Source organism: Amycolatopsis albidoflavus (assembly GCF_039525725.1).
In the GTDB taxonomy this organism is placed as follows: domain Bacteria; phylum Actinomycetota; class Actinomycetes; order Mycobacteriales; family Pseudonocardiaceae; genus Amycolatopsis; species Amycolatopsis albidoflava.
This window is the reverse complement of the sequence record NZ_BAAAHV010000012.1, coordinates 1,034,186-1,058,880: the sequence shown is the minus strand read 5'-3', so window position 1 is coordinate 1,058,880 and position 24,695 is coordinate 1,034,186. Positions and strand designations below refer to the sequence as shown.

Annotated in this window: 25 protein-coding genes, 4 tRNA genes and 1 pseudogene; 21 read left to right on the top strand and 9 right to left on the bottom strand. The window is 70.4% G+C overall.

Features of this window, described 5'->3' with window-relative positions; all coding sequences use genetic code 11:
- Positions 1–15: 15 nt before the first annotated feature.
- Complete coding sequence (fgd, locus tag ABD156_RS23140; protein WP_344277261.1) at positions 16–1,020, top strand: glucose-6-phosphate dehydrogenase (coenzyme-F420); 1,005 nt, start codon at positions 16–18, stop codon at positions 1,018–1,020.
- 49 nt (positions 1,021–1,069) lie between these two features.
- Here the strand turns inward: fgd and ABD156_RS23135 are convergent, their stop codons facing one another.
- The gene (locus ABD156_RS23135; RefSeq protein WP_344277258.1) at positions 1,070–1,597 is read right to left on the bottom strand and encodes a helix-turn-helix domain-containing protein; all 528 of its coding nucleotides are present in this window, start codon (positions 1,595–1,597) and stop codon (positions 1,070–1,072) included.
- Positions 1,598–1,644: 47 nt separating this feature from the next.
- Between ABD156_RS23135 and ABD156_RS23130 the strand changes: the two genes are divergently transcribed.
- Positions 1,645–2,889, top strand: coding sequence for an alpha/beta hydrolase family protein (locus ABD156_RS23130; protein WP_344277255.1), 1,245 nt, complete (start codon positions 1,645–1,647; stop codon positions 2,887–2,889).
- A gap of 39 nt (positions 2,890–2,928) precedes the next feature.
- On the opposite strand, the gene ABD156_RS23125 is transcribed toward ABD156_RS23130, so the two are convergent.
- On the bottom strand, positions 2,929–5,364 hold the full coding sequence (locus tag ABD156_RS23125) for an SdrD B-like domain-containing protein (protein ID WP_344277252.1): 2,436 nt from the start codon (positions 5,362–5,364) through the stop codon (positions 2,929–2,931).
- On the opposite strand from ABD156_RS23125, the gene ABD156_RS23120 reads away from it, so the two are divergent.
- Positions 5,354–6,322 (top strand): hypothetical protein, encoded by a 969-nt coding sequence (locus ABD156_RS23120; RefSeq protein WP_344277249.1) that lies wholly within the window; start codon positions 5,354–5,356, stop codon positions 6,320–6,322. The genes ABD156_RS23125 and ABD156_RS23120 overlap by 11 nt on opposite strands.
- Before the next feature lie 156 nt (positions 6,323–6,478).
- Here ABD156_RS23120 and ABD156_RS47845 read toward each other — a convergent pair whose 3' ends face one another.
- The gene (locus tag ABD156_RS47845) at positions 6,479–6,664 is read right to left on the bottom strand and encodes a hypothetical protein (RefSeq protein WP_425546111.1); all 186 of its coding nucleotides are present in this window, start codon (positions 6,662–6,664) and stop codon (positions 6,479–6,481) included.
- A pseudogene (locus tag ABD156_RS23115) lies at positions 6,647–6,959 on the bottom strand (helix-turn-helix domain-containing protein); the annotation flags it as partial. The gene ABD156_RS47845 and the pseudogene ABD156_RS23115, both read right to left, overlap by 18 nt.
- A 99-nt stretch (positions 6,960–7,058) precedes the next feature.
- On the opposite strand from ABD156_RS23115, the gene ABD156_RS23110 reads away from it, so the two are divergent.
- On the top strand, positions 7,059–7,532 hold the full coding sequence (locus tag ABD156_RS23110) for a GNAT family N-acetyltransferase (RefSeq protein ID WP_344277246.1): 474 nt from the start codon (positions 7,059–7,061) through the stop codon (positions 7,530–7,532).
- A gap of 275 nt (positions 7,533–7,807) precedes the next feature.
- Here the strand turns inward: ABD156_RS23110 and ABD156_RS23105 are convergent, their stop codons facing one another.
- Entirely contained in the window at positions 7,808–9,124 is a 1,317-nt protein-coding gene (locus tag ABD156_RS23105; RefSeq protein ID WP_344277243.1) for a right-handed parallel beta-helix repeat-containing protein, read from the bottom strand.
- 269 nt (positions 9,125–9,393) lie between these two features.
- Here ABD156_RS23105 and ABD156_RS23100 point away from each other — a divergent pair, with 269 nt between their 5' ends.
- Positions 9,394–10,533, top strand: coding sequence for a Dyp-type peroxidase (locus ABD156_RS23100; protein ID WP_344277241.1), 1,140 nt, complete (start codon positions 9,394–9,396; stop codon positions 10,531–10,533).
- Between the two features lie 57 nt (positions 10,534–10,590).
- Here the strand turns inward: ABD156_RS23100 and ABD156_RS23095 are convergent.
- The 4 genes from ABD156_RS23095 to ABD156_RS23080 all read right to left on the bottom strand — a co-directional run bounded on the left by ABD156_RS23095 (position 10,591) and on the right by ABD156_RS23080 (position 11,383).
- Positions 10,591–10,665, bottom strand: a tRNA-Val gene (locus ABD156_RS23095).
- Between the two features lies 1 nt (position 10,666).
- Positions 10,667–10,737: transfer RNA gene (locus tag ABD156_RS23090), tRNA-Cys, on the bottom strand.
- A gap of 21 nt (positions 10,738–10,758) precedes the next feature.
- A tRNA-Gly gene (locus tag ABD156_RS23085) sits at positions 10,759–10,831 on the bottom strand.
- A gap of 126 nt (positions 10,832–10,957) precedes the next feature.
- Entirely contained in the window at positions 10,958–11,383 is a 426-nt protein-coding gene (locus ABD156_RS23080) for an SsgA family sporulation/cell division regulator (RefSeq protein WP_005159130.1), read from the bottom strand.
- A gap of 391 nt (positions 11,384–11,774) precedes the next feature.
- On the opposite strand from ABD156_RS23080, the gene ABD156_RS23075 reads away from it, so the two are divergent.
- From ABD156_RS23075 to ABD156_RS23000, 16 genes are all read left to right on the top strand, one after another.
- Positions 11,775–11,849 (top strand) — tRNA-Val (locus ABD156_RS23075).
- Positions 11,850–12,884: 1,035 nt separating this feature from the next.
- The gene (locus tag ABD156_RS23070) at positions 12,885–13,154 is read left to right on the top strand and encodes an acyl carrier protein (RefSeq protein WP_344277185.1); all 270 of its coding nucleotides are present in this window, start codon (positions 12,885–12,887) and stop codon (positions 13,152–13,154) included.
- Between the two features lie 11 nt (positions 13,155–13,165).
- Positions 13,166–14,389 (top strand): beta-ketoacyl-[acyl-carrier-protein] synthase family protein, encoded by a 1,224-nt coding sequence (locus tag ABD156_RS23065; RefSeq protein ID WP_344277182.1) that lies wholly within the window; start codon positions 13,166–13,168, stop codon positions 14,387–14,389.
- Positions 14,386–15,513, top strand: a complete 1,128-nt coding sequence (locus tag ABD156_RS23060; protein WP_344277179.1) for a beta-ketoacyl synthase N-terminal-like domain-containing protein — start codon at positions 14,386–14,388, stop codon at positions 15,511–15,513. The genes ABD156_RS23065 and ABD156_RS23060 overlap by 4 nt, the downstream gene beginning before the upstream one ends.
- Positions 15,510–16,445 carry a beta-ketoacyl synthase N-terminal-like domain-containing protein gene (locus ABD156_RS23055; protein ID WP_344277176.1) on the top strand — a complete coding sequence of 312 codons (936 nt, stop codon included), beginning with the start codon at positions 15,510–15,512 and terminating at the stop codon, positions 16,443–16,445. The genes ABD156_RS23060 and ABD156_RS23055 overlap by 4 nt, the downstream gene beginning before the upstream one ends.
- Positions 16,442–17,209: an alpha/beta fold hydrolase gene (locus ABD156_RS23050; RefSeq protein ID WP_344277173.1), complete on the top strand. Its 768-nt coding sequence runs from the start codon at positions 16,442–16,444 to the stop codon at positions 17,207–17,209. Before ABD156_RS23055 ends, ABD156_RS23050 begins: the two co-directional genes overlap by 4 nt.
- 2 nt (positions 17,210–17,211) lie before the next feature.
- Entirely contained in the window at positions 17,212–18,141 is a 930-nt protein-coding gene (locus ABD156_RS23045) for an acyl-CoA thioesterase family protein (RefSeq protein WP_344277171.1), read from the top strand.
- Positions 18,141–19,265, top strand: a complete 1,125-nt coding sequence (locus ABD156_RS23040) for a beta-ketoacyl-[acyl-carrier-protein] synthase family protein (RefSeq protein WP_344277168.1) — start codon at positions 18,141–18,143, stop codon at positions 19,263–19,265. The genes ABD156_RS23045 and ABD156_RS23040 overlap by 1 nt, the downstream gene beginning before the upstream one ends.
- Complete coding sequence (locus tag ABD156_RS23035) at positions 19,262–20,173, top strand: beta-ketoacyl synthase N-terminal-like domain-containing protein (protein WP_344277165.1); 912 nt, start codon at positions 19,262–19,264, stop codon at positions 20,171–20,173. The genes ABD156_RS23040 and ABD156_RS23035 overlap by 4 nt, the downstream gene beginning before the upstream one ends.
- A complete protein-coding gene (locus tag ABD156_RS23030; RefSeq protein WP_344277162.1) occupies positions 20,167–20,985 on the top strand; it encodes an SDR family oxidoreductase in 819 nt (272 codons plus the stop codon). Before ABD156_RS23035 ends, ABD156_RS23030 begins: the two co-directional genes overlap by 7 nt.
- Positions 20,982–22,085: a beta-ketoacyl synthase N-terminal-like domain-containing protein gene (locus ABD156_RS23025; RefSeq protein ID WP_344277159.1), complete on the top strand. Its 1,104-nt coding sequence runs from the start codon at positions 20,982–20,984 to the stop codon at positions 22,083–22,085. The genes ABD156_RS23030 and ABD156_RS23025 overlap by 4 nt, the downstream gene beginning before the upstream one ends.
- Positions 22,078–22,362, top strand: coding sequence for an acyl carrier protein (locus ABD156_RS23020; RefSeq protein ID WP_344277156.1), 285 nt, complete (start codon positions 22,078–22,080; stop codon positions 22,360–22,362). The genes ABD156_RS23025 and ABD156_RS23020 overlap by 8 nt, the downstream gene beginning before the upstream one ends.
- Complete coding sequence (locus tag ABD156_RS23015) at positions 22,359–22,739, top strand: 3-hydroxyacyl-ACP dehydratase FabZ family protein (protein WP_344277153.1); 381 nt, start codon at positions 22,359–22,361, stop codon at positions 22,737–22,739. Before ABD156_RS23020 ends, ABD156_RS23015 begins: the two co-directional genes overlap by 4 nt.
- Entirely contained in the window at positions 22,736–23,224 is a 489-nt protein-coding gene (locus tag ABD156_RS23010; protein WP_344277151.1) for a 3-hydroxyacyl-ACP dehydratase FabZ family protein, read from the top strand. Before ABD156_RS23015 ends, ABD156_RS23010 begins: the two co-directional genes overlap by 4 nt.
- A gap of 9 nt (positions 23,225–23,233) precedes the next feature.
- Positions 23,234–23,977 (top strand): 3-oxoacyl-[acyl-carrier-protein] reductase, encoded by a 744-nt coding sequence (gene fabG, locus ABD156_RS23005; RefSeq protein ID WP_344277148.1) that lies wholly within the window; start codon positions 23,234–23,236, stop codon positions 23,975–23,977.
- 18 nt (positions 23,978–23,995) lie between these two features.
- Positions 23,996–24,688, top strand: coding sequence for a 2-hydroxychromene-2-carboxylate isomerase (locus ABD156_RS23000; RefSeq protein ID WP_344277147.1), 693 nt, complete (start codon positions 23,996–23,998; stop codon positions 24,686–24,688).
- Positions 24,689–24,695 lie beyond the last annotated feature (7 nt).

Here is a 24,695-nt window from a genome sequence, read left to right as displayed (position 1 = left end):
CGGGGAAGGGCGATCGTGGAGCTGAAGGTCGGGTACAAGGCGTCGGCGGAACAGTTCGGGCCTCGCGAGCTGGTGGAGTTCGCGGTGCGGGCCGAGGAGCTGGGGCTGGACTCGGTGTGGGTGTCGGACCATTTCCTGCCGTGGCGCCACGAGGGCGGGCACGCGCCGTGGGCGCTGGCGTGGATGCCGGCGGTGGCGGAGCGGACCAGCCGGGTGCTGATCGGGACCAGCGTGCTGACGCCGACATTCCGGTACAACCCGGCGGTGATCGCGCAGGCGTTCGCGACGATGGCATTGCTGTCGAACGACCGCGTGATCCTGGGCGCGGGCACCGGCGAGGCGTTGAACGAGATCGCGGTGTCGGGCCGGGAATGGCCGGAGTTCAAGGAGCGGTTCGCACGGCTGCGCGAGTCGGTGCGGCTCATGCGCGAGCTGTGGAGCAAGGACAGCGTCGACTTCGAGGGCGACTACTACCAGCTGGTGAACGCGAAGATCTACGACCGGCCGGAGCGTCCGGTGCCGGTGTACATCGCGGCGGGCGGCCCGGTGGTGGCGAAGTACGCGGGCCGCGCGGGCGACGGGATGATCTGCACGTCCGGCAAGGGCATGGAGCTCTACACCGACAAGCTGATGCCGGCGATGGCCGAGGGCGCGGCGGCGGCCGAGCGCGACGCGTCCGGCGTGGACCGGATGATCGAGATCAAGATGTCCTACGACCGGGATCCGGACAAGGCGCTGGCTAACACCCGGTTCTGGGCACCGTTGTCGTTGAGCGCGGAGCAGAAGCACACCGTGTCCTCGGCGGAGGAGATGGAGCGGCTGGCCGACGAGCTGCCGATCGAGCAGGTCGCCAAGCGGTGGATCGTCGCCTCCGACCCCGACGAGGCGGTCGCGCAGATCAAGCCGTACCTCGACGCGGGCCTGAACCACCTGGTCTTCCACGGCCCCGGCCACGGCCAGGAGCGCTACCTGTCGCAGTTCGCCGAGGACGTGCTGCCGCGGCTGCGCGCGCTGGCCTGATCTCTGGTGCCGCTGAAACCCCCGTCCGGCCTCGCGCCGGGCGGGGGTTTCAGTCTTCGCTGGGGAAGAGGATCGGGCTGAGCAGGTAACGCCTGCGCCGTGGGGCGGGCTCGTTGCCGAGCATGGGCGCGATGGCTTTCCGCATGCCGTCGATCATCGCGAGCAGTTCGTCACGGTCCAGCCAGACGGCGTGCTGCCGGTAGCCGACGAGATCCTCGACCGGATTCGCCTGGTCCCGGCTGAGGTAAGCGTCGAACTCGGCGACCAGCGCGGCAGTGGCGGCGGCGAATCCGCGCCGGTGGTCGTCCGGGGTCAGTTCGGCGATCGCGTCCTGGCCGATCGACGCGTTTTCCTTGCGCAGCCGGTAGGTGCGCTCGACGGCGCCGCGCACGCGTTGCTCGTCGGCCACCTCGAGGATGCCGCCGTCGGCGAGGAGGTCGACGTGCCGGTAGACCGTCGCCTTCGAGACGTCCGGGAGCAGCGCGCCCAGTTGCGCCGTGGTGAGCGTCCGGTCGCCGCGCAGCGCGTGCACGATCCGCAGCCGTACTGGATGTCCTAGCAGAGTCAACACGTCCACTCCCAAATGTTCTCACACGGTGCTACCATTCGCATAACGTGAGAATGATGGGGGTCGGGATGAATGCGAGCGGGGTGGCGACAGCTGTCGTCGAGCAGGCACGAGACGGGCGGTTCGGGGAGATCGCGACCCGGTTCTCGCCGGAGTTGCGGGCGGCGGTGTCCGCTGCGGCGCTGGAAGCCGGGTGGGCCGCGCAGATCGGCGAGCACGGTCCGGTGACCGCGCTGGGCGAACCGGTTGCCGAGCCCGCGGGGCCTGGGCTCACGCGGGTTCAGGTGCCGGTCGTCTGCTCCCGGGGCGCGTTTCTCGTGGTGATGTCGGTCGATGCGGCGGAAACCGTTGCCGGGCTTCGGCTTGCTGCCGCCACGGGGTGGACCAAACCATCCTATGTGGATGAAACGATGTTCGGTGAACAGGACGTCGTTCTTTCCGCGGAGCCGCATTCGGTGCCGGGAACGCTGACCGTGCCGCGAGGGGAGGGGCCGTGGCCCGGCGTGGTGTTGCTCAGCGGCGGCGGGATCTTCGACCGCGACGAGACGGCCGGGCCGAACAAGCCGCTCAAGGACCTCGCGTGGGGCTTGGCTTCCCGGGGCGTGGCGGTGCTGCGCTTCGACAAGGTGACGCACGCCCATCCCGAGCTCGCGACCGCACCCGGCTTCACGATGTCCGCGGAATACGTGCCGTATGCCGCCGCGGCCGTCCGGCTTTTGCAGTCGCAGGACAACGTTGATGCTGCGCGGGTCTTTGTGGCCGGGCACAGCATGGGCGGGAAGGTCGCGCCGCTGGTGGCGATCGCCGAGCCGTCGGTCGCGGGGCTGGTTCTTCTGGCTGCCGATGCCGAACCTATGCAGGAAGCCGCTGTCCGGGTGGTCCGGTATCTGGCCGCTGTGGACGCCAAGGTCGAGGCGCTCGTGGAGCCGATCACCCGGCAGGCCGCCGCGGTCGCTGATCCGGCGTTGTCGCCGTCGGCGCCGGGGGACGGGTTGTTGTTCGGCTATCCCGGGTCGTACTGGCTGGAACTGCGCGAGTACGACCCGGTCGCGACCGCCGCATCGCTGGCGGTGCCGATGTTTCTCCTGCAGGGCGGCCGGGATTATCAGGTCACCGTCGAGGACGACCTGTCCCGATGGCGGAACGGACTGGCCGGACCGGCGGTCGACCTTCGTGTCTATCCGGCGGACGACCACGAGTTCTTTCCCGGCGCCGGTCCGTCCACACCGGACAGTTACCAGCGGCCGCAGCACGTCGACCCGGCGGTGGTGGCCGATCTCGCGGAGTGGCTGACGCGGTGATCGAGGCCCGCCTGCCGCGGACCTCGATCACCGCGGCGGTCACTGCCGCCTGAACCGCCTTCTCCGGCTCGCCACCACGAATGCCGTGCCTCCGGCGAGGAGTGCCCCGCCGAGGATCAGCAGCAGCGGCAGCAGCGGAATCCCGGTCGAGGCAAGGGAATCGGTGTCCGTCGCGCCCGAAGCGGGCGGATGGGCCGCCGGAGGAGCCGGGTTCGGGCCGGTCGCCGGGGGAGCGGACGACGGGGGAGCGGACGACGGGGGCGGGCCGGGCGGCGCAGGCAGGTAGACGCCGGCGTCGATGGTGTGGTCGACCCCGCCCGCCTGGGCGGGAGCGGTCACCGGCGCGTAGCCGTTGCAGAGCCGTCCGGTCTTGGGCGGCACGACGTTCGAATCGTGCGCCCGGTCCGGACCGGCGGTGGGGAGCGTGAACCGCAGGTCGGTCGCGGGCGGCGTCCCGGGCACGTTGTCCGTGGCCGCGGTGCAGACGTCGAACTGCACGGTGTACTTCTCGCCCGGCTTCAGCTGGTACTCCGCGCCGACGCCGCCGAAGTAGTACTCGCCCGCCTTGTCGGTCTGCGTGGTGGCGACCTTCTTGCCGTCGACGTCGAGCAGGTTGACCGTCGCCTTGGCGAGCGGGACCTCGTCCGTGCGGTTCGGGTCCTGGACGCCGTTGTGGTCGCCGTCGAACCAGACGAGGTTGCCGATCTGGATCGGCGCGTTCGCCGCCTGGTAGGCGATGTCGCCGAGCCCGCCCGCCTTGCCGAAGCTGTTCGCCGGGCCGACGAACGCGTACCCGTGCTTCGGATTGTCCTGCCCCGGCCCGATGCCGGTGTCGACGTCGTAGTAGCCGACCCCGTCGGAGCTGACGTACTGCGCGGGGTCGAGCTGGGTGCTGATCACCCACTGCTGCTGCGGAATGTAGGCGACCGAACCTTGCGCGGCCTCCTGGTGCAGGCCGTTGCCGGAGCGGTTGGGGTCGTAGAAGTCGCCGTGGAAGTATTCGACCGTGCCCGCCGGTTCGTGGCCGTTCGTCGCGGGCGTGCCGTGGTTCGGGCAGGCCCCGGTGCCCTCCCAGTCGTATCCTCCGCCGGGCGCCGCGCACGCCATGGTGATGTCGCCGCCGGACATGCCGGTCGCGACCCCGTTGTGGCCGGGCCGCGGGTCGATGCCGGAGCCGAAGACGTCCATGAACCGGTCGCGGAAGCCGAGGATCATCGAGCCGTCGCGGGCGAACGCCAGGCTCGCCAGCTCCGGCTGCGGGTTGATCCCGGGCCCGTGCTTGATGAACTTGTCCCACGAGGCGAACGAGGTGTCCCACGGGTTCCAGTGGTCCATGTCCTCGTCCTGGAAGCCCGCGATGACGTTGCCGCGGAGATAGTCGAGGCGGTGCTCGACCACCGGCGTGAACTTCGTGCCGTCGTAGGTGTAGACCACGGCCTTCAGGTCTTCGCGCCGCTTCGTGCTTTCCGCCGAGCAGACGCCGCCGACGTACAGTTTCGCGTCGTGCGCCGCGACCGCGAACGGCCGCCAATCGTCCGGGCTCGCGCATTCCGGCATCGGGATCGGCGTCTGCTTTTCGATCTTCGCGGTGTCTCCGGTCGCGTCGAAACTGAGCAGGTTCCGGGTCACGAGGCTTATCGCGTACAGCGTCTTGCCGTCCTCGGCGAGCGCGATCCCGCCGAGGCTTTCCTTTCCAGGGACGTCCACGAAATGCTCGTCCTTGCGCATGTCCACCGCGCCGTGGGCGGTGATCTCGGCGGCCGGCGCCTTCGCGAACAGTTTGGGCGCGCCGCCGCCCAGGGGCGTCGTGTAAATCGCGCCGCCGCCTTCGGGCCCGTAGGTGGTGAAGCGTTTCGCGAACGCCGACTGGAAAATGCGGCCGCGGTATTTGTCGTACGCCAAGCCCCACGTCGTGCCGACCTGTGCCTGGGTGTTCAGCACTGTCGGGCAGGCCGAATCGGTCGGGCAGGTGCCGCGGAGATTGCGGTCGAAGGCGACCAGCGCGCGGCTGTTCGGATCGGGTGCGGTGCCGTCGCTGTTCACCGCCGGGCTTTGCACCGGCACGTAATAGCGGGCGTCGGGCGGTGTGTGGTCGGCCGGGTTCCAGACGCCGGTGATCACCGAAACGTCCTTGGCCTCGCGCAGATCCACGAACGTCGTGAAACTGTCGAAGTGGTTTTTCTCCGTGGACGCGGGCGCGGCTTGCAGATACGCGCGATACGGCTCCGGAACCGAAACGTCGACGCGGTACCGCCCGCCGGCGAGCGGCGCGGCCGGGTCCACCACGACCTTGCCCGCCGCGTCGGTGCGTCCGCGCACCTGATGCCCGGCGGGGTCGGTGACCAGCACGGACATGCCCGGTTGCGGGGTGTCCATGGTGGCGTTGACGATGCCGGTGCCGAAGAAATCGCGGAGCACTTGGACGGTCAATATGCCGTCCTGCGCGGCCCCCGCGGTGCCGGAGGTGACCGTCATCGCACTGCCGCCCAGCATCAGGGCAGCGGCGGCCACTCGCGCCAGCCGGAATCTGCCACTGGGTCTTCTGCCACCTCGGTTCATGACTGCGGGATCTCCGTTCTCTGCGCGGAATAGTCGCGCGGCATGCCGCAAAGTGCGTAACAGTGAACCAGAAAACGACCTTTCCGGGTACGGCAGCGGGATAAACGGACCGGGTGAATCGAAATCCCTGCTACGGTCACTCGCTGTGCTTGCCCAACGGATCGTGCGCCGCTGGATCGTCGTCGCTTTCGCGGTGACGGTCGCGGTGATCGCTGGAATATTCTCGTATGTCGCCGCCAGTTCCTCCGATTCCGGCCCGAGAGCGGTCACCGCGGACGAGGCGAGCCGGCTCGCGATCGCGCGATTCCGTAATTACCAGAAACAAGGCCGCGCGGTGACGATCAGTGTTCCCGGCGCGGCCGGCGAACTCGTGATCACCGGTTCGGCCGATTATCGCGCCAAGAGCGGTTACGGAGTGCTGAAAGGCAAGGGACGCAATGACTCCGGCAATGGTCTGATCCGGTGGAACGCCACCCGCGTCGAACTCCGCCCGCTGCCCGTGGTCCCCGATCTGCCCCCGGCAAACCCGCCCGCCGACGGCTGGGTCGGCCGTCCGCTCAATCCGGAAGCGGGCACGTTGGACCGGGCGCTGGCCATTCTTCTCGGGCTCGGCAGCGATCGCCCGGACAACGCGCAATTGCTGCCGCAGAACGGCGCCGAACGGGTAGCGGCCGATCAGGTGAACGGCCACGCCGTCGACGTCTTCACCGGCCCGGATTCCCGGGAGCGGCCGGGCAGCGCGGAATCCGTCCGGTACTGGCTCGACGGGGACGGAGTCATGTACCGGGTCCGGACTTCGGTCCCGGGGGAAAAGAATCCGGTGGTCATTGATTTCGACACGCATGAATTCATTGCGGTGCCGTCTGGTCGCTGACATTTCCTCAGGATGCGGCTAGTGAGACCCGATCTGTCGGCGGGGGTGCGGTGGTGAGCGACCGGTCGGCGTCAGGGCGAGAGAATCGCGGCAGCGCGATCGGCGCCTAAGAGTGTTCTCGTAACTCTTGGTGTGGTTGGTGTTGCGGTCAGTCGGTCAGTCGGTGAGGAGGATGTTGTGCGAGTGCGCGATGCCGGACACGGTGTCGGCGAGCGTGCTTCCCGCGCGGTGGCAGTCGCGGAGGATCGTGAAGTTCTTCATCCGGGCCAGGTCGTGCTCGATGCGAGCGCGGACCGTGCGGTGAGTCGCGTTGAGTTCCTCCCCGATCGCGACCGCATCCACCCGTCGCTGCCGGACCGGGGGCCAGTGCCAGCAGCGGCCGGATCGTGTCGATCACCCTATGCGCCGCCGAATGCGACACCCTGAACAACGGCCCGATCTGACGCGTCGTCAGGTTCGTCCGCCATCAGGTCGCCAGCATCCGGTCTGTCAGCGGCAACGCTCACTGCCGGCCCGGCCGTCCGCCGGCGATGTCGTCTCCGCCGCGCGTCGCGACCGGCCGTGCCAGCTTGCGGAACTGGCCCGGCTCCAGCCCGGTGAACGGGGCACTCCGCTCCGGCCGAGACGCCGTGATCACTGCACCACGCCACCGTGATCGACTATCGGGTCGGTCAGCGGCCCCACGGGGTCAAGAGAGCGGTCCCGGGCACGGCCGCCGAAGGTTACTCTGGTCGCCGTGGTCGTGTGCCTGCGCGAGATCGTCGACGAAAACCGCGACGCGGTGCTCGCGTTACGGTTGCCGCCGGAGCAGGAGCGGTTCGTCGGGTCGGTGCGCCGGGCATTGGCCGACGCGGCGAAGTTCCCCGAGGCGAAGGGCTGGTACCGGGCGATCTACGCCCGCGACGAGCCGGTCGGGTTCGTCATGGTGAGCTGGAACATCGAGCCGAGACCGCCGGACCTGATCGGGCCGTGGTTCCTCTGGAAGCTCCTGATCGACCACCGCTGCCAGGGCCGCGGCTACGGTGCCGAAGCCGTGCGCCAGGTCATGGCCGTCGTCCGGGACGCGGGCGCGACGGAACTGCTGACCAGCCATGCCCTGGGCGACGGCAACCCGGGCGGCTTCTACGAACGGCTCGGCTTCGAGCCCACCGGCGAGTACGACGGCAACGGCGAACCCGTGCTCCGCGTCTCCCTCGGCACGGCGCGCTGAAGCCGGAATGCACTTGAAACAGCTGAGCGCCTGACCGATCTGCGTGGCGCGCCGCGCTGGCGGACGTCCACGGGCGATTCTGTTCGGCTGAGGATGTCGCCCGGGTCGTGGCACCGAGGCTGACCGAGTTTGTCGCCTGCCCATTGCCGAGGGATGCGGGAGGCACTCGGGGAGCACGCTCGCCGTCACGGCGTCCGGCATCGCGCATCTGCGCAACATCCCCTCGCCAACTGACCACAACCCCATCGACAACACCACGAATTACGAGACAGCCCTTAGGCGGCTGCCACCGAAGCCCGGTCTGCCAGCAACGACGCGCCAGGCGCTTGGATCTTCGCGACGTCCGGAAACCCCGGCACCGCAGGGACAACCGTGGGACCCGCCGTGCTTGCGGCCGGAAATTGCGGCTGCAGCGGCGGCGCCGCGATCTCGGTGAACGGAATGCCCGCGGGCGGTTTCGCCTTGGTCCAGCTGCCCGACGGGGAGTCCGCCGCCGCGGGACAAGCGGCGCTCGCTGCCAACGCCTCCGGAATCGTGTGCAGCGCCCCGGAATCAACACAGTTTCCGCTGCCCTTGGTCGCGCCGGGGAACGTCCAGCCGACGTCGAGGCCGTTCATCGCGAAGACGTCGCCGAGGATCTGGTTGCCCTTCGGCGGCACGTCCTGGGTCGCGGTGAGCACGAGCCCGGCGTTCGGATTCCCGGCGATCCGGTTGCGCAGCACCTGGTTGCCGCTGCCGCCGTCGATGCCGATCCCGATGCCCCAGCCGCCGTCGGCCTGCTCCGGCGTCGCGGCCTGCCCGTTGGCGGCCACCAGATTCCCGGCGACCACGGAATCCTGCTGCGGCAGCAGCTTCTCCTGGTGGTCGGAGTTGGCGGTCAGCCCGACCCGGTTCCCGCTGAACCGATTGCCGACGACGTACATCTCGCCGCTCGCGTTCGTGCCCTCGTAGCCGACCGCGTTGAGCTCCGCGACGTTGTCCCGCACGACCGTCCGGCACGGTTTGCATTGGCCGACATAGATTCCGGAATCAGCGCCGCCGGACGTGTAAGACTGCTCGATCACCCCGTTCTGTGCGGAAAACGCATAGATTCCGTAGAGGCCGTTGCGCGTGGCGGTGACGTGCGAGACCAGGAACGAGCTGAGGAAACTGATCGGCTCGTCGCCGGTGTCGTACCCGCCGCCGTGCCCCGGCAGCCCGTCGGCGGCTTTGACCGAACCCGTGACGAGGACGCCGTTCTGCGTGTGATTCCGGACGGTCAGATTCTCCACCGCGACGCCCGGCGCGGACACGACGACGCCGTTGTCTCGCTTCAGTTGCCCGTCGACCACCACCTGCTCCCGCACTTCGCCGCGCAGCGTCACCTTCGGCGTCGTGATCTTCACCGTTTCGTGGTACTCGCCCGGCGCGACGAGCACGAGATCTCCGGACTGTGCCAGGGAAACGGCGGCGGAGATAGTGGGCGCGTCGGCGGGAACGCGGATCGTCACGCCCGCTCCTTCCGGCCGATGTCCCTCGGCGGAGGAAGAACCGCACCCGCTGACCAACGCCGCGGAAAGCCCCAGGATCGCCACCATGGCGGGAAAACGCATTCGCTCAGTCTGGCACGAGAGCCGGATTCCGTTGGGGTGATTGTCGGCCGGGACGGCAGTCGTGCGCTTGGTTGGTCGCCGGGCTGCCGGTTCGGTCTTGGCCTCGCGGCCGGGCCGCGCGGGTTCTTGAGGCGCTGCCCCGCTGGATTCGCGCTGGGATGCTGTGGCCTGGTAGGTCGTGCAGTGAGCCCGGGAGAGCGGTCTCGGGGAGATGCCCTTTCGCCGAGCCGAATTCGCCTGGCGCACCGGAATCTGTCACGCTGCCCGACGTGAATTCCGCTGAGCGCCGCCCTTCCCGCCGCGCTTTTCTCGGGGCCGCGGTGACCGCCGGGCTCGCCGCCGGCTGCCACGCGGCCTCCGCGCCCGATTCCTCCGCGCCCGATTCCGCCGAGGCCCGGCCCGGCCCGATCCCGCCCACCGGCGCCCAGCAAGCCGGAATCACCACGCCGCAACAACCACAACCGCACCTGCTGGTCGTCGCCGCAGATGTTTCCGTTGCGCCAGGATCACTTCTCGCCGAATTAGGCCGCCGCATCGTCGCTTTGACCGCAGGCACGGACGGGCGCCTGCTGGGCTTGTCCCCAGGCGACCTGACCGTGACAGTCGGCGTCGGTCCGAGACTGGTCCAAGCCCGCGATCCGCGACTGCCCGGCGCGAAAGACCTCCCGCCCGCCGCCCACGAAGCGATCGCTCCCTCGGACCGCGGCGGCGATCTGCTGCTTCACCTCTGCGCGAGCGACCCGCTCGTCCCGCCCGTCGCCGCGGCCGCGCTGCTGGCTCAGCCCGGAGTGCGCGAGCGCTGGCGGCAGTCCGGCGCACGCGGACCGCACGTCCCGGTCTCGGAGGGGCTGACCGCGCCCCGGAACGTCCTGGGCTTCGTCGACGGCATCATCGGCCCGCACACTCCCGCCGAGCAGCAACGGGACCTGTGGCTCACCGGCCCGGCTCCCGTCGCGGGCGGGACGATCGCCGTCGTCCGGCGGATGGCGTTGGACGTCGCGCGATTCGCCGCCTTGCCGGTCGCCGCGCAGGAATCCGTCTTCGGCCGCCGAAGAGACACCGGAATCCCGCTGTCCGGCGGCGCCATCGCGGACGGCCCGGATCTGGGCGCGAAAACCCCGGACGGCCGCTACCTCGTCCCCGCCGGCGCCCACATCCGCCGCGCCCACGCGAACGTCGTCGGGGCGGGGCTCATGCTGCGCCGCAGTTACAGCATGGACACGCCGGCGCCCGGGCTCCTCTTCGTGAGCTTCCAGAACGACCTGCACACGTTCACCGCGACCTTGGCGAGCATGGAGTCCGCGGACGCGCTGCTGCCGTTCACGACCACCACCGCGAGCGGGACCTTCCTGATCCTCCCGGGCTTCGACGAGCACCGTCCGCTGGGATCGACGCTGTTCCCTTCCTGAGCCGGGAACAACGGAAGCCCTGCCTCTCCGAAGAGAAGCAGGGCTTCCGGACAACGCTGGTGCGCGATACTGGGATTGAACCAGTGACCTCTTCCGTGTCAGGGAAGCGCTCTCCCGCTGAGCTAATCGCGCGAGGTGGAGACGGGATTCGAACCCGTGTACACGGCTTTGCAGGCCGTTGCCTCGCCTCTCGGCCACTCCACCGCATGGGGCTTGAGCCCTCCGAGCGGACGACGGGATTCGAACCCGCGACCCTCACCTTGGCAAGGTGATGCGCTACCAGCTGCGCTACGTCCGCACTACCGTGGCTTCGAGATCGCGGGCCGGAGGCTCGCACCCCGTCGCCGTGGTGTGAAAGAACCATATCCGACCCCGGCGACCGGCGCGGCACCGGGGGGTTGTTGGCCTGCTCGCGGGGCGGTGATCAGGCCAGATCGTTCGGGATCAGGTGGGTGAGCGCGTCGTCGACGTCGACCCACAGGTGCTCGTTGCCCGGCAGCACGACGTCGTACGTGCGGTCCAGGAAATCGGCGAGCTCCTGCGCGGACGCCTCGAACATGGCGTGCCCGGACGGCGAGTTCAGCTCGATCAGGACCGACTCCGGGTCCTCCACCGAGGGCCGGATGCGGACGTCCCCGTCGCCGGCGTCGGCGAGCAGGCCGTCGGCGAGCAGGTCGCGCGCGTAGACCCATTCGACCCAGCCGGCCCGCCCGGTGCGGAAGGCGGCGACGACGGCATAGGGGTCGCGGGTGTCGTAGCGCAGCTCCACCTTCACCGGAACCGCCGGGGTCCGCGGCGCCAGCAGGTCGAAGACCGCCGTCGAGCGGAGCGTCACGTGATCGTTGCGCATCGTCCTACCCTTCGTCTCCCTTCCCGGCCCGGACGACCGAGGACAACGGTGAGACGCACCAGGAGCCCGGATCCGTCGCGAGTGCGCTCGAGATCACCCGTTCGAGACCGTCTGCCCCGAGGTCCGTCCGGTCCGTCGCCGTCCGTGCCGCGCAGCCTTCAGCGGGCGCCCGGTGGGGAGCCACCAGTACATCTTGCGCGGTTCGGCCGCTGTGCGATAGCACCGTCGCACGGATGTCGCGGACGGCCGCACGCGCCCCCGTCCGGGCAAGGCCTTGGTTAGCTCGGGGTTGTTCGGACGGTTATCGCTGGCAGACGCGCTGTAGTCGGAGCAAACCACCCGTTTGCAGGCCCCCGAAAGTCGTGGGGTAGGCTGGATCCGCACCGCGAGCGGGCGATTAGCTCAGCGGGAGAGCGCTTCGTTCACACCGAAGAGGTCACTGGTTCGATCCCAGTATCGCCCACCATCACGTCAGCTGCGTCGCACGGCCTGCCGAGGACTCCCTCGACAGGCCGTTGGCGGTTTTCCGGGCAAGTGGCGCGGCCTCCTGGCCACAGTCCTCAAGAAGTCACGCCGCTGTTGGCTCCACAGCGGGGCTTTCGGTCCATGTCCAGCCGCCAGCCCGCTCGCACCGCTGCTAGAGGGCCTGGAGCAGGTCCTCGATCGTCCGCGCCGCGCGACGTGGTGCTCGATCAGCCATGTCTCGTGCGGATGGCGCAGGTAACGGAAGTGCATGGGCCCATTGAGCGGCGGGCACCCTTTCTCCTCCTCCGCGGCCAGGCCGGGCGGCCACATCTGGTGACGGAAGCTGGACGGCCGGCTCCGCCCGCCGTCGACCTCGGTGCACGGGCGACCTGATTCAGGCGGGCGGTGGTCGCGCTGCGCTGGTTCCGCGAAAGCCGCGATGTTCCCGCGCCACCCGCCACAGCTGCCTGTCCGAGGCGATCGACATGCTGGCCGTCCAGACACCGGGCCTGCACGACGTGCCCCGCGAGTCCAGAGCCCGAAGGTGTGCTGCACCTGATCTTGGACGGCTAGCCGGGCTGCCACCCCGCACCGGCCGAGAGCGGCGACGACAGTGCCGGGATCGGCGTGTTCACCCGGTCAAGAAACCCGGCAACGGCCGAGCCCTCAACGTGGACACACGCATACAGCACCCCTGCTCCGGGGCCCGGATGGCGGGGGTGGGGTTTGCGCTGCTAACCGACCGCTGGCGATCGTTGCGTCACAGCACTGCCAGCTCTCGCCGGATCGGCGACGTCGTCAAACACGACCGGCACATTTGACATCCGTTGAGGCAAGGCACTGGGCCTTGCCGAGCGCCTTGTCCTCCATCCAGTCCCACGAGCACGCAGGGCGCGGGTGCATCGCATGGGACGAGTCCGGCGACTCAGGGTGCTGCTCGACGACGGTCATCCGCCGGGCGCCGCCGTATAGGCCCAATATTGGGATGCTCGCCAGCATTGCCGTCATCGGCTGGGACTTTCCCGTGGAGGGGCAGATGACGAGTTCGAACGCTGAAGTCGCGCTGGACACGGACCGCAGGACGCGGGCCAAGGAGATCGTGTGCGAGATCCTCGAGATCGAGCTCGACGAGGTCACCGACTCCAGCTTGTTCAAGGAGGACCACGAGGCTGATTCATTGCTGGCCATCGAGATTCTCGCCGCGCTGGAGCGCGCCTTCAAGGTCACGATCGACCAGGCCGAACTGAGCCGCATGGTCAACATGGACGGCGTGTACACGGTGCTGGCCGAATCCCTCGGGCGCTAGGCGGTATGGACGTGGCGCGACACCGCGTCGTGGTCACGGGCCTCGGCGTGATCACCAGCATCGGCGTCGGCGTGCCGGCGTTCCTGACCGGGCTACGGGCAGGCCGCAGCGGAGCCAAGCCCATCGCCAGTTTCGACACGACCGGGTTCGAGCACGCCAACGCATGCGAGATCACTGATTTCGACCCTGCCGCGCACATCGTCCGGCTCGACCCCGGCACATTGGGCCGCACCAGCCAGTTCGCGGTCGCGGCGGCCCGGATGGCGGTGGCGGACGCGGGGCTGCCCGTGGACCGCCTGCGGGCCGGCCAGGCCCTGGTGACGGTCGGCACCACCAATGGCGAGGGCTGCGACTTCGACCGGCTCACCGCCGACAGCCTCGCGGCCGGCCCGGACCGGCTTGACCCGGCGGTGGCCGGCCGGGTCAATGCGAGCCGGCTGTCCGCGAGCGTGGCGGCGGAGCTGGAACTCGTCGACGTCGAGGCGGTCACCATTCCGACTGCCTGCGCCGCCGGCAACTACGCCATCGGCTACGGCTTCGACACGCTGCGCGCAGGCGACGCCGACTTCGCACTCTGCGGCGGCGCGGACGCGTTGGACCGCAAGACCTTTGCCGGCTTCTACCGGCTCGGCACCATCGCGCCGGACGTCTGCCGGCCGTTCGACGCGGACCGGCTGGGCATTCTCACCGGGGAGGGGGCCGGCATGCTGCTGATGGAGCCGCTGGAGTCCGCGCTCGACCGAGGCGCCCGGATCTACGCGGAGGTGCTCGGCTTCGGGCTGTCCTGCGACGCCAGTCACCCGGTGGCACCCGACCAGGACGGCCTCGCCCGGTGCATCGAGTCGGCGCATCAGGACGCCGGCATCGCCCCGGCCGAGGTGGACTTCATCTCCGCACACGGCACCGGCACCAAAGCCAACGACGTGACCGAAGCCGGCGCCATCCGCAAGGTGTTCGGCCCGGACACGCCGCCCACCGCGTCCATCAAGTCGATGCTCGGGCACAGCATGGGCGCGGCCAGCGCGCTCGCTGCGGCCGCGTGCGCGCTGGCGGTCACGGAGGGCTTCATCCCGCCCACCATCAACCATCGCGTCACCGATCCGGAGTGCGGTCTGGACTGCGTGCCCAACCGGTCTCGCCCGATGCCGCTGGACGTGGTGCAGAACAACGCTCTTGCCTTCGGCGGCAACAACGCGGTTTTGCTGCTGGGCCGGTACGACCGGACGCGGCCATGACCGCCGCGATCACCGGCGTTGGCGCGCTGTCCAGCGTCGGTGGCAGCAGCGCGGAGATCTTCGCGGCCCTGTGCGCGGGCAAGAGCGGCATCGGGGAGCCGAAGGGCTTCGACCTCACGCGCTACCGGACGCGGCACGCCTTCGAGATCGACGACCGTCCGGCGCCCGGCGTGGACGTGCCGCTGCGTGCCACCAGATGGCTGGAGCGGGTGGTCGTCGACGCGCTGGCCGATGCCGGTCTGCCGGAACGGCTCGACGACGTCCCGGTGCTGATCGGCACGACGCTGCGGGAAATCCGGTCGGTCGAGCTGATGTGGCGGGACAAGGCGGAATTCGCGCTGGCGGACCTGCACTTCGGCACTGCGCTGCGGAAGCGGTTCGGCGCGACCCGCACCTACACGGTGGCGAACGCGTGCTCGGCGTCGCTTTACGCGCTGGGGCTCGGCGTGGACCTGCTCGCCACGGGCACCGCCGACACGGTGGTGGTCGCCGGCGTGGACACCATCTCCGAGAGCACTTACGGCCTGTTGGACCGCTGCTACCCCGTGGCGCCGCGTCGGTTGCAGCCGTTTGACCGCGCCCGGGCGGGAATGCTCCAAGGCGAGGGCGCCGCGGCTGTGGTGCTGTCGCGTGAGCCTGTCGGGCGGGTGCACGCGACGGTGACCGGCGTCGCGGTGAACTGCGACGCCTATCACCCGTCCGCACCGCACGCCGCCAGCATCGCGGCGGCGGTCCGGGAAGCACACTGCCGCGCGGGCACCGTCGCCGAGGACATCGACCTGGTGTTGCTGCACGGCACCGGAACGGAGCTCAACGACGAAGCCGAGGCACTCGTGATGAGAGAGGTTTTCGGCAGCGGCGGGCCGCTGATGACGGCGATGAAGTGCATGACGGGGCACACCGCGGGTGCGTCCGGTCTGCACAGCCTGCTGGTGGCCGTCGAATCGATGCGCGCGGGTGTGGTGCCGCCGATCACGACGCTGGACGACCCGATGCCCGAGGCCGCCGGCCTCCGGCTGGTTCGGGACACCGCAGCGCCCGGGTCGCTGCGTCGCGCCCAGGTGGACTCGTTCGGCTTCGGCGGGCTCAACGCCGTCGCCGTGATCGAAAGGCCGCGCGAATGAACACAGTGGACAGACTGGCGGTGGTCACCGGCGTCGGCGCGGCTATCGCCGGCGAGTCGCCGGCTTCCGGGCCGCTCCGGACCATGGCCGATCCGTTGGACGGCATGAGCCGGCGTGTGCTGCGGCACAAGGACCGCGCCACCCGACTGGCTCTGGCCTCAGCGCAGCGGGCGCTGTCGGCCGCACAGCTGACCGACGCCGGTGCGCGCACCGGCGTCGTGGTCAGCACGAACTTCGGCAACCTCGACACCGTCTGCGACACCGTGGACACCATCGCCGAACAGACCTACCTCGGCACCAGCCCGATGCTGCTGCCGAGTACCGCGAGCAACGTCGTGGCGTCCTGGCTGGCCATCACGTACGGGGCCCGCGCAGTGAATCTCACGCTGTGCAATGGCTCGACGTCCGGGCTGGACGCCGTGCACTGGGGCCGCATGGTCATCGCGGCCGGCCGCGCCGACCGCGCACTGGTGGTCGGCGTCGAGCCGGGCAATCAAGTGGTCGACGGCCTGCTGGACCGGTGGCAACCTGCTGGCCGCCGCTCGCTGGACGGTGCCGTCGCGCTTGTGCTGGAGACTCCGGAGTCCGCGGCGGAACGCGGCGTGCGGCCAATCGCCCAGGTCGGTGCCTACGCGCGGACCGGTGCGCATGCCGACGCGGTCTTCGCCGTGGCGATGAACCGTCGGATCGGCCTGTGGTGCGTGCCGGAGGACGGCGCTAACGACGGCGAAGTGCCTGGGGCACAACGGTATGACGTAGCCGGCACGCTGGACGCCACGTGTTCGGGGGCACTCGGCGTATTGCAGTGCGCGGCCGGTGCCGGGTGGCTGGCAGACGGTTCGGACGACGCGGTGCTGGCGACCGCCGGCCGTGGCGGTGTGGACGACGCCACGGCAGCGCTGCTCCTGACGCCGATCGGCGGCGCGGCATGACCGCCGACGCCGTCAGGGTGCGCCGGCGCAGACCTGGCCGGCACCGCACCGTACTGCTGCACGGCCTCGGAGGCGGCATCTCGTCATGGGACGGCTTCGCCGCACACGTCGACGCCGACCTCGAGTTGTGGGACGCGCAGCTGCCGTGGCACTCAGCCGGTTCCGGTCGTTGGAGCCGGCGCGACGACGCGGCCGCCGCCGTGGCCCAGGCGCTCGCCGCCGTGCCCGGCGACCCCGACGTGGTGATCGCCCACTCCTTCGCGGCCAACCTCATGCTGGAACTGCTTGCCACCAAGGAGATCCAGCAGCCGCGTGCGGTGGTCCTGGTGTCGCCGTTCTACCGGCCGACGCCCGAAGACTTCACTTGGGAAACAGCCGAAAGCTACCTGCACGGTCTGCTGGCCATTCTGGACGAGGGGCTGCGGGTGAGCTCGGGCGGCCGGCTCGACGACGACGTGCGCGAGAACATGGCGCACCGCCTGCGAGAGCGGATCGGTCCCTACGGCTGGGTCCGCTTCTTCGACGCCTACCTGCGGTCGCCCATGGTCGCCATGGACGCGGTGCGACCGCCGGTGCTGGTGGTCAGCGGCCGTGACGATCGTGCCGCGCGGGCCGGAGACGCCGCCGCGCTGGCACGCAGCCTGCCCGACGGCCGCAGCGAGTCGATCGCCGACTGCGGCCACTTTCCGATGGTCGAGCGACCGGACGTGTTCGCCGCGGTAGTGCGGCACTTCCTGACCGCAGAAGCACAGGACTGGAGTTGACGATGTCGGCATCTGTCGTCCCGGCCGAGGTGTCGGCCAATGCCACGGTGGTCGAGCTGCGGCCGCGCTACGAGGGCGCGAACGTAGGCACCTGGATCGGTTTCAAGCACCTCAACTACCTCGTCGAGGAGGCGGTGCTGGAACACCTCCGGCGGGTCGGGCATTCGCCGACCGCGCTGTACCACGAGCACGGGCTGTGTGTGGACATCGCGCACATCGACACCAGGATCGTGCGGGCGCTGCGGGTGGACGACCTGGCCGTCGCCGAGGTTCGGCCGACCGGCGGCATGACCTATGCCGTCACGATCCGCCGCGACGCCCATGACCCGCGGGCCGTCAGCTCGAAGGTGCGAGTGTCGCTGCGGCTGGACACCCGCGGCGAGGCGGCCGAGCCGGTGCCTGCGGACCTGCTGCCGTACACGGTGGACCGGCTCGGCGAGGGCGGCGAGCCGATCCGGATCGGCGATGCGGAGCCGGCCGAGGCGCTGCGCGCCGGCCGCAACGCTTTCGTGTGGCGGCACCGCATCCCGTACTTCTACTGCCACTTCGCCGAACGCCTCCAGATGTCCGGCTACCTGCGGATAATGGAGGAGGTCGTCGACCTGTTCCTGGCCGACCGGGGCGTGTCCATCAAGACGCTGCTGGACCGGCAACGCCTGATCCCGGCCGTGCCGCACTCGCGCATCACGCTGCTCGACGAGGCGTACATGGAGGAGGACCTCTACACGGTCTTCGCGGTGGAGCAGGTCTTCAAGCGACTGACCTTCACCAGCCGCATGGACAGCTACGTACTGCGCGACGGCGTGCTTGTGCAGACCGCGACCGGCCGGATCACCCACGGCTACGCGGAGCTGGCAGGCCGGCGGGAGTGGGGCCTGGTCGACTTCGACGACGTGCTGCTCGGCGCGCTGGCCGGGATCGGCGGGCACTGATGACCGACGTGGTGGTGACCGGACTCGGCGCGGTGTGCTGTCAGGGGGCGGGGGTGGCGGCGTTGGACCGCGCGATGACCGCCGCTGTGGCGGCGCCTCCCGACACCGTGCCGGACAAGGGGGCCGGCCTGCGCATCCCGCTGATGCATCGCGCGCCGGACATCGCCGCGACGGGGCACGACGCGGGGCGTGCGGGTCGGCTGGCGGTCACCGCCGCCGCGGAAGCGCTGGCCGATGCCGGTCTGACCACGCCGCACGATCGTGTCGTCACCGTCATCGGCACCTGCCACGGCGAGGCGTTGCCGCGGGAGTGCCGGGCCGAGGGCGACGAGACGCCCGCGTTCCTGGTGGCTTCGGCGGTCGCCGACTGGCTTGGCGGCTACGCCGCCAACACCAGCGTCAGCAACGCCTGCGCGGCCGGCGGGTACGCGCTCACGTTGGCCGCCGACCTGATCGCCGCCGGCGAGGCCGACGTGGTGCTCGCCGGCGGCGCGGACGCCTACTCCCGCGTCGGCTGGGCGTGCATGGACCGCATGGGAGCGGTCGACCCGTTGTGCTGCAGGCCGTTCGACGCGCATCGGCGCGGCACCGTGCTCGGCGAGGGCGCCGGCATGCTCGTGCTGGAGTCCGCCCAATACGCGAGGGCCAGGGGCGCGGCAGTGCACGCGCGGTTCGCCGGCGCGGGCTGGAGTTGCGACGCCGGCCACGCGACCGCACCGGATGCCAGTGGCGAGCAGATCGAACGCGCGATGCGGCAGGCGCTGACGGCGGCGCCGGGCTGCGTCATCCCGCACGGCACCGGAACCGTGCTCAACGACCGCGTGGAGAGCAGAGCCTTGCGTGCGGTGCTGGGCACGCGCGCCGACGATGTGCCGCTGTACAGCCTCAAGGCGCTGATCGGGCACACCGGCGGTGCGTCGGCGGCGCTCGCGGCGGTCGCGGCCGTGCTGATCCTGGCCGCGGGCGCGGTGCCGGCGAACATCGCGCTGGAGGAACAGGATCCGACGTGCGCGGTGTTCCTGCCGCAGGACGGACCGACGTCGCTGCGATTCCCTCGCGTGTTGGTGAATGCCTACGCCTTCGGCGGCAACAACAGTTCGCTCGTGTTGGAGAGTGCCGCATGAGCGTGGCAGAGGTCGTGATCACCGGCATCGGTGTGGCGGTGCGGATGGCGTCGGACGGCGAGGGGTGGTTCGACGTACGCACGCGGCTAGGCCCGCGCGGCTACAAGTACCTGCCCGCGAGCTGCCACTATCTTCTCGCGGCAGCGCGGGACGCGGTCGCCGACGGCGGCGGCCTCGACCACGCGCCGCCAGAGGCTCGCGCGGCGGTGGTCGGCAGCACCGTGGGCCTCGGCCCCCTGTACCGCGAGATCGAGCAGGCGGCGTTGGCCGGCGACGGGCATCAGGTCAGCCCGGCCAGCGCACCGTTCTTCGCGGTCAACGCGATCGCCGGCCGCCTCGCCGCCGACCTCATGGTGAAGGGCTTCACCATGACGACGACGTCACCTGGCGTCGGCGGTCTGGAGGCAGTGGCCGCGGCCGGCCGCGCGCTCGCACTGGGGCGCTGCGACGTCGCGCTCGCGGGTGCGACCGAGCACGCGCGGGCGGGTGGGCAAGGTGCGGCGGTGCTCGTGTGCGAGCGTCGGCCCGAGGCGCTCGCCCGCGGCGCCCATGTGTACGGAAGCTGCCGTGTGCGCACGGCTTTCGGCCCACCGCGGCTGGTCGCCGAGCCGACCGGCGCCCGGCGGCTGGCCGCCGAGCTGGACGAGTTGCTGGACCAGCTCGCGGTCAGCCCGGATGTGCCGGTCTCCGTGATGTGCGACGACTCCGCCGTCGGCTCGGCGGTCGCCCGCCGGTTCCCGGAGGCGCGCTGGGAACCGCCGGACAGCCGGGACGGCTGCCTGCGCCCCGTGCTCGGCATCGCCGCGCCGTTGGCCGCGGGCAGACAGCAACTGGTCGTCACGGCGACGACCGTCGGCAACATCGCGCTGGCCCATGTGGTCGCAGACACCGGAGTTGGGACATGTTGAGATCGTTGAACGGCAGCTGGTGCCTGATCCTCGGGGCGTCCAGCGGTATGGGCGCGGCTACGGCGCTGGCACTGGCCGACGCGGGCGTCAACGTCGTCGGCCTGCATTTCGACCTGTCCGCTGCCGACGAGTCGGTCCTGCTGTTGCAGAAGGAGATCAAGGCGCGGGGCGTGCGCTCGCATTTCGTCAACGCCAATGCCGCCCGGCAGGCGACCAGGGCTCGCCTGATCGCCGACATCGCCGAATTGAGCGAGGGAGCCGGCGTCCGCGTGCTGATGCACTCGCTGGCTTTCGGTTCCCTGGTGCCGTTTCTGCCGCGCGCAGGCTGGGACAAGACGCTGACTCAGCGGCAGCTGGAAATGACCGTCGACGTGATGGCGCACAGTCTCGTCTACTGGGTGCAGGACCTGCTGGACGCGGACCTGCTGCCTCGCGGTGCGAAGGTGTTCGCGATGACCAGCGCCGGCGCGACGCAGGCGTTGCCCAGCTACGGCGCGGTGTCGGCGGCGAAGTGCGCGCTGGAAGCGCACGTGCGGCAGCTGGCCTGCGAACTCGCGCCGCGCGGCGTGGCGGTGAACGCGCTGCGCGCCGGAACGACTGTCACTCCGGCTTTGCTGCGGATTCCGGAGCACGCCGAGTTCGTCGGCCGCAGGGAGAGCGTCAACCCGCACGGCCGGCTGACGGTGCCTGAGGATGTCGCCGAGGCCGTGGTGCTGCTGTCCGGGACGGACTCGTCGTGGCTGACGGGGAACTCGATCGGTGTGGACGGGGCGGAGCTGAACTCCGCGGGCGACGCCTGGGACCAGCGATGAGCGGCGCACCGGAGCTGGTGCTGTCCGGCTGGTCGGCGGCATCGCCGTTCGGTCTGGGCGCACGCGCCTTCACCGCCGGGCTCGCGGCCGGTGCGCCTGCGCCGAGGGCCGCGGTCGCCGGACCGTGCCGCAAGGCCCGCCTCATTCCGGACTTCGACGCCCGCTCGGCGTTGGGCCCCAAGGGAACCCGGTCGATGGACCGGGTGACCGCGATGGCCGTGACGACCGCGGGCCTGGTGCTCGACGACACAGGCAGCCGGCCGGTGAGCAGGCCCGAGCAGATCGGCCTCGTGCTCGGCACCGGTTCCGGCAGCGTCCAGTCCATAGTGGACTTCACGGCGTCGTCCATGACGGGGGACAAGCCCTATCACGTGGATCCCGCGCGTTTCCCGAACACGGTGATGAACCGCGCCGCCGGGCAGAGCGCGATCTGGCACGGTCTCAAGGGACCCAACGCGACCGTTTCCGGCGGCGCGCCTACCGGTCTGCTGGTGTTGAACTACGCGGCGCGTCTGCTGCGCAACGGCCGCTGCGAGCGCATCGTCTGCGGTGCCGCCGAGGAGTACTCGGAACAACGTGGCTGGCTGGAGTGGCACGCCGCCGGCCGCCCCGAGGAGCAGGACGTCAGCGAGGGGTGCGCGTTGTTCCTGTTGGAGACGCTCGACGGCGCGGCGAACGCGGGCCGCACGCCGTTGGCGGATCTGCTCGGTAACGGCTTCGCCGTAAGTCCGGACCGGGCGTCGGTCGCCGACACCCTCGCCGGCTGCTTGCGGTCCACGCTGGCCCGTGCCGGCGTGCGGCCGGCCGACGTCGGCGTCGTCGCCGGCTCGGCCGAGCCCGCCGAGCAGATCGCGCTGACGACCGTGCTCGACAACCAGCGGCGAATCCGGCTCGAGGTGCGTGGCCTGCTCGGAGACACCGCCGCCGCGGCCGCGGCGTTCCAACTCGCCGGAGTGCTGGCCCACGCCAGGCTCGACTCGGGGACGGCCGGCCGGGTCGCTGTGGTCACCTCTGTCGATCGCCGCGGCGGTGTCGGCTGCACCGTGCTGCGCATTCGGTCCGCCGGGCCGGACACCACCAAGGAGGAGAACGATGAGTGAGAACACCACCGCGGTCGCCGAGCACGGCGACTCGCTGGACGGAGAGGAACTGCGCGAGCTGATCGCGGAGGTCATCGACGTGGACGTGCGCGAGGTGACTGACGACGCGGACTTCGTCCAGGACCTGGAAGTCGATTCGCTGCTCGCGCTCGAGATCACCGTCAGGCTGGAGAAGCGCTACGGCATCCGGATGACCGACGACGAGCTGGCGTCGTCGGTGACCACCTTCAGCGCCACCCGCGAGCTGGTGCTGACGAAGCTGGCGGCACGCAAGTGAGCCCGCGTCCCACGCCCGTGCGCACCGCGGTGACCTTGGAGCACGCCACGGCCGCCGCGGTGTCGGGGACCGTGGAACTCGCCGCGGACGACCCCATGTTCACCGGCCACTATCCAGGCTTTCCCGTGCTGCCGGGCGCCTACCTGGTGGAGCTGGTGGACCAGACGGTGCGTGCCGGCACACAGGGCGAGCTGACGCTGACCGAGCTCGGCCGGTGCAGGTTCCGCAGTCCGGCTCGGCCCGGCGACCGGCTGGCGATCGGCTGCGGGCTGGACGACTCCGGTGATCTGCTGCGCGTTCGCGCCGAGGTCGAGGTGCGCGGCGAGGACCGCGTCGTCGCGGATCTGCGGATGTCCTACGCACGGACGGAGTCATGACCGGCGCGCTCGGCACCGCCGGCATCGTGCGGCTGATTCCGCACCGGTACCCCATCCTGCTGCTGGACCGTGTGCTGACCGTCGTTCCAGGCAAGGAACTGACTGGGCTGAAGGCGGTGACCTGCGCGGAGCCGTGCTTCCGCGACGCCGTCGAGGACTACCGCTACCCTCCCTCGCTGCTGCTCGAGTCGTGGGCGCAGGCGGCGGTCGTGCTGGCCACGTGGGGACAGCCCAACCCGGACGTGCTCGTCGGCAAGCTCGAGCTCGCTGCTGTGCTCAATGGCGCCCGTTTTCACCGGCCGGCCGTGCCGGGGGACGTCATCGAACACCACGTGGTGCTCCAGAAGCAGCTCGGCGAGACCTCCGTGGTCGCCGGGCATTCCCTGATCGACGGCGAGCTGGCGCTCGAGATCGAGCAGTTCGTGCTCGCCATGCGCGAGCTCGGCGACGTGCTCGCCGGCGCACAGCCGGCGACGGCGACCTAGGAGGAGACGATGACATCGCAGCGTGCGGTCGCCCTGGTCACAGGTGGCTCCCGCGGCATCGGGCGGGCCGTGGTGCGACGGCTGGCCGCCGATGGCTACGACGTGGCCTTTTGTTATGGATCCGACGACGCGGCCGCGCGGCTTTGCGCGAAGCAGGCGCTCGAACACGGCGGCCGGGTGTTGTGCCGCCGCGTGGACGTGGCCGACCGTGCGCCCGTCGCGGAGTTCGTGCGCGAGGCGGAGGACGAGCTGGGCCCGCTGACCGCGGTGGTCGCCTCCGCAGGCATCGTGCGCGACAAGCCGCTGGTGCTGATGAGCGACGACGAGTGGGCGCAGGTGCTGCGGGTCAATCTCGACGGCACCTACAACGCGTGCCGCAGCGCGGTGTTCCCGATGATGAAGCGCAAGCGCGGGGCGGTGGTGACCATCTCCTCGGTGGCCGGCGTCAGTGGCAACCGGTCGCAGACCAACTACGCGGCGTCCAAGGCCGGCATCATCGGCTTCACCCGGTCGCTGGCCAAGGAAGTCGGCGGCCACGGCATCCGGGCCAACGTGGTGGCGCCCGGCCTCATCGACACCGACATGACCGCCGACCTGCCGGCGAAGCTCACCGAGCAGATGCTGGCCCGGATCAGCCTGGGCCGCTTCGGCCGTGCCGACGAGGTGGCCGAGCTGACCGCGTTCCTGCTGTCCGACCGAGCGTCCTATGTGACTGGTCAGGTGTTCCAGGTCGACGGCGGCATCGCACTGTAGGACAGGAGCCCGCATCCCATGCGCGACAAGCGACCGCGTTGCTACTTCAGCCTGCGCAGCCCGTACTCGTGGCTGGCCTGCCACGACCTGACAGCCGGACGGCCGGATCTTCTCGACGAACTGCGGTGGACACCGTACTGGGAGCCGGACGAGCTGACCGAGCGGCTGCTGCGCGAGGCCGGTGGCGAATTCCACTACAGCGCCATGCCGAAAGCCAAACACCTCTACGTGCTCCAGGACGTGCGGCGGCTGGCGGCCGCGCGGGGCCTGCGCCCCACCTGGCCGGTGGACCGGGAGCCGCATTGGGAGGTGCCGCACCTGGCCTATCTGGTCGCCGCGGAGCTCGGGTGCGGCCACGACTTCATCCGCGCCATGCACCGTGCCCGCTGGGAACTGGGGCTGGACATCTGCCAGCCGGAGACGGTCGCCGCGGCGGCCGCGGAACTCGGGCTGGATCCGGACGACCTGGTCGGCGCGCCGCAGGACCCGGCGGTGCGCGCCGCCGGCGTCGCCGCCCTGCTGGACTGCGATCGCGCCGGCGTGTTCGGCGTTCCCTTTTACACCAACGGTTTCCAGAAGTTCTGGGGGGTGGACCGGCTCGCGGCGTTCCTCGACTCGCTCGGGGGAAAGCCCGAGCCCGTGGCGACGGTCGCCGCGGTGCCGGCACCCGTGCGGCACGGCGACGACGGGCACGCCGGCGGCTGCGGATGAGCCGGCA

Excerpts from the sequence above, each read along its gene's own strand:
- ABD156_RS23010 (WP_344277151.1), top strand. The coding sequence starts at position 22,736 with ATGACCGGCGCGCTCGGCACCGCCGGCATCGTGCGGCTGATTCCGCAC.
- ABD156_RS23030 (WP_344277162.1), top strand. The coding sequence starts at position 20,167 with ATGTTGAGATCGTTGAACGGCAGCTGGTGCCTGATCCTCGGGGCGTCC.
- ABD156_RS23125 (WP_344277252.1), bottom strand. The coding sequence starts at position 5,364 with ATGACGGTCACCTCCGGCACCGCGGGGGCCGCGCAGGACGGCATATTG.
- ABD156_RS23060 (WP_344277179.1), top strand. The coding sequence starts at position 14,386 with ATGACCGCCGCGATCACCGGCGTTGGCGCGCTGTCCAGCGTCGGTGGC.
- ABD156_RS23035 (WP_344277165.1), top strand. The coding sequence starts at position 19,262 with ATGAGCGTGGCAGAGGTCGTGATCACCGGCATCGGTGTGGCGGTGCGG.
- ABD156_RS23000 (WP_344277147.1), top strand. The coding sequence starts at position 23,996 with ATGCGCGACAAGCGACCGCGTTGCTACTTCAGCCTGCGCAGCCCGTAC.
- ABD156_RS23055 (WP_344277176.1), top strand. The coding sequence starts at position 15,510 with ATGAACACAGTGGACAGACTGGCGGTGGTCACCGGCGTCGGCGCGGCT.
- ABD156_RS23040 (WP_344277168.1), top strand. The coding sequence starts at position 18,141 with ATGACCGACGTGGTGGTGACCGGACTCGGCGCGGTGTGCTGTCAGGGG.
- ABD156_RS23025 (WP_344277159.1), top strand. The coding sequence starts at position 20,982 with ATGAGCGGCGCACCGGAGCTGGTGCTGTCCGGCTGGTCGGCGGCATCG.
- ABD156_RS23070 (WP_344277185.1), top strand. The coding sequence starts at position 12,885 with ATGACGAGTTCGAACGCTGAAGTCGCGCTGGACACGGACCGCAGGACG.
- ABD156_RS23080 (WP_005159130.1), bottom strand. The coding sequence starts at position 11,383 with ATGCGCAACGATCACGTGACGCTCCGCTCGACGGCGGTCTTCGACCTG.
- ABD156_RS23045 (WP_344277171.1), top strand. The coding sequence starts at position 17,212 with ATGTCGGCATCTGTCGTCCCGGCCGAGGTGTCGGCCAATGCCACGGTG.
- fabG (WP_344277148.1), top strand. The coding sequence starts at position 23,234 with ATGACATCGCAGCGTGCGGTCGCCCTGGTCACAGGTGGCTCCCGCGGC.
- ABD156_RS23130 (WP_344277255.1), top strand. The coding sequence starts at position 1,645 with ATGGGGGTCGGGATGAATGCGAGCGGGGTGGCGACAGCTGTCGTCGAG.
- ABD156_RS23020 (WP_344277156.1), top strand. The coding sequence starts at position 22,078 with ATGAGTGAGAACACCACCGCGGTCGCCGAGCACGGCGACTCGCTGGAC.
- ABD156_RS23105 (WP_344277243.1), bottom strand. The coding sequence starts at position 9,124 with ATGCGTTTTCCCGCCATGGTGGCGATCCTGGGGCTTTCCGCGGCGTTG.
- ABD156_RS23050 (WP_344277173.1), top strand. The coding sequence starts at position 16,442 with ATGACCGCCGACGCCGTCAGGGTGCGCCGGCGCAGACCTGGCCGGCAC.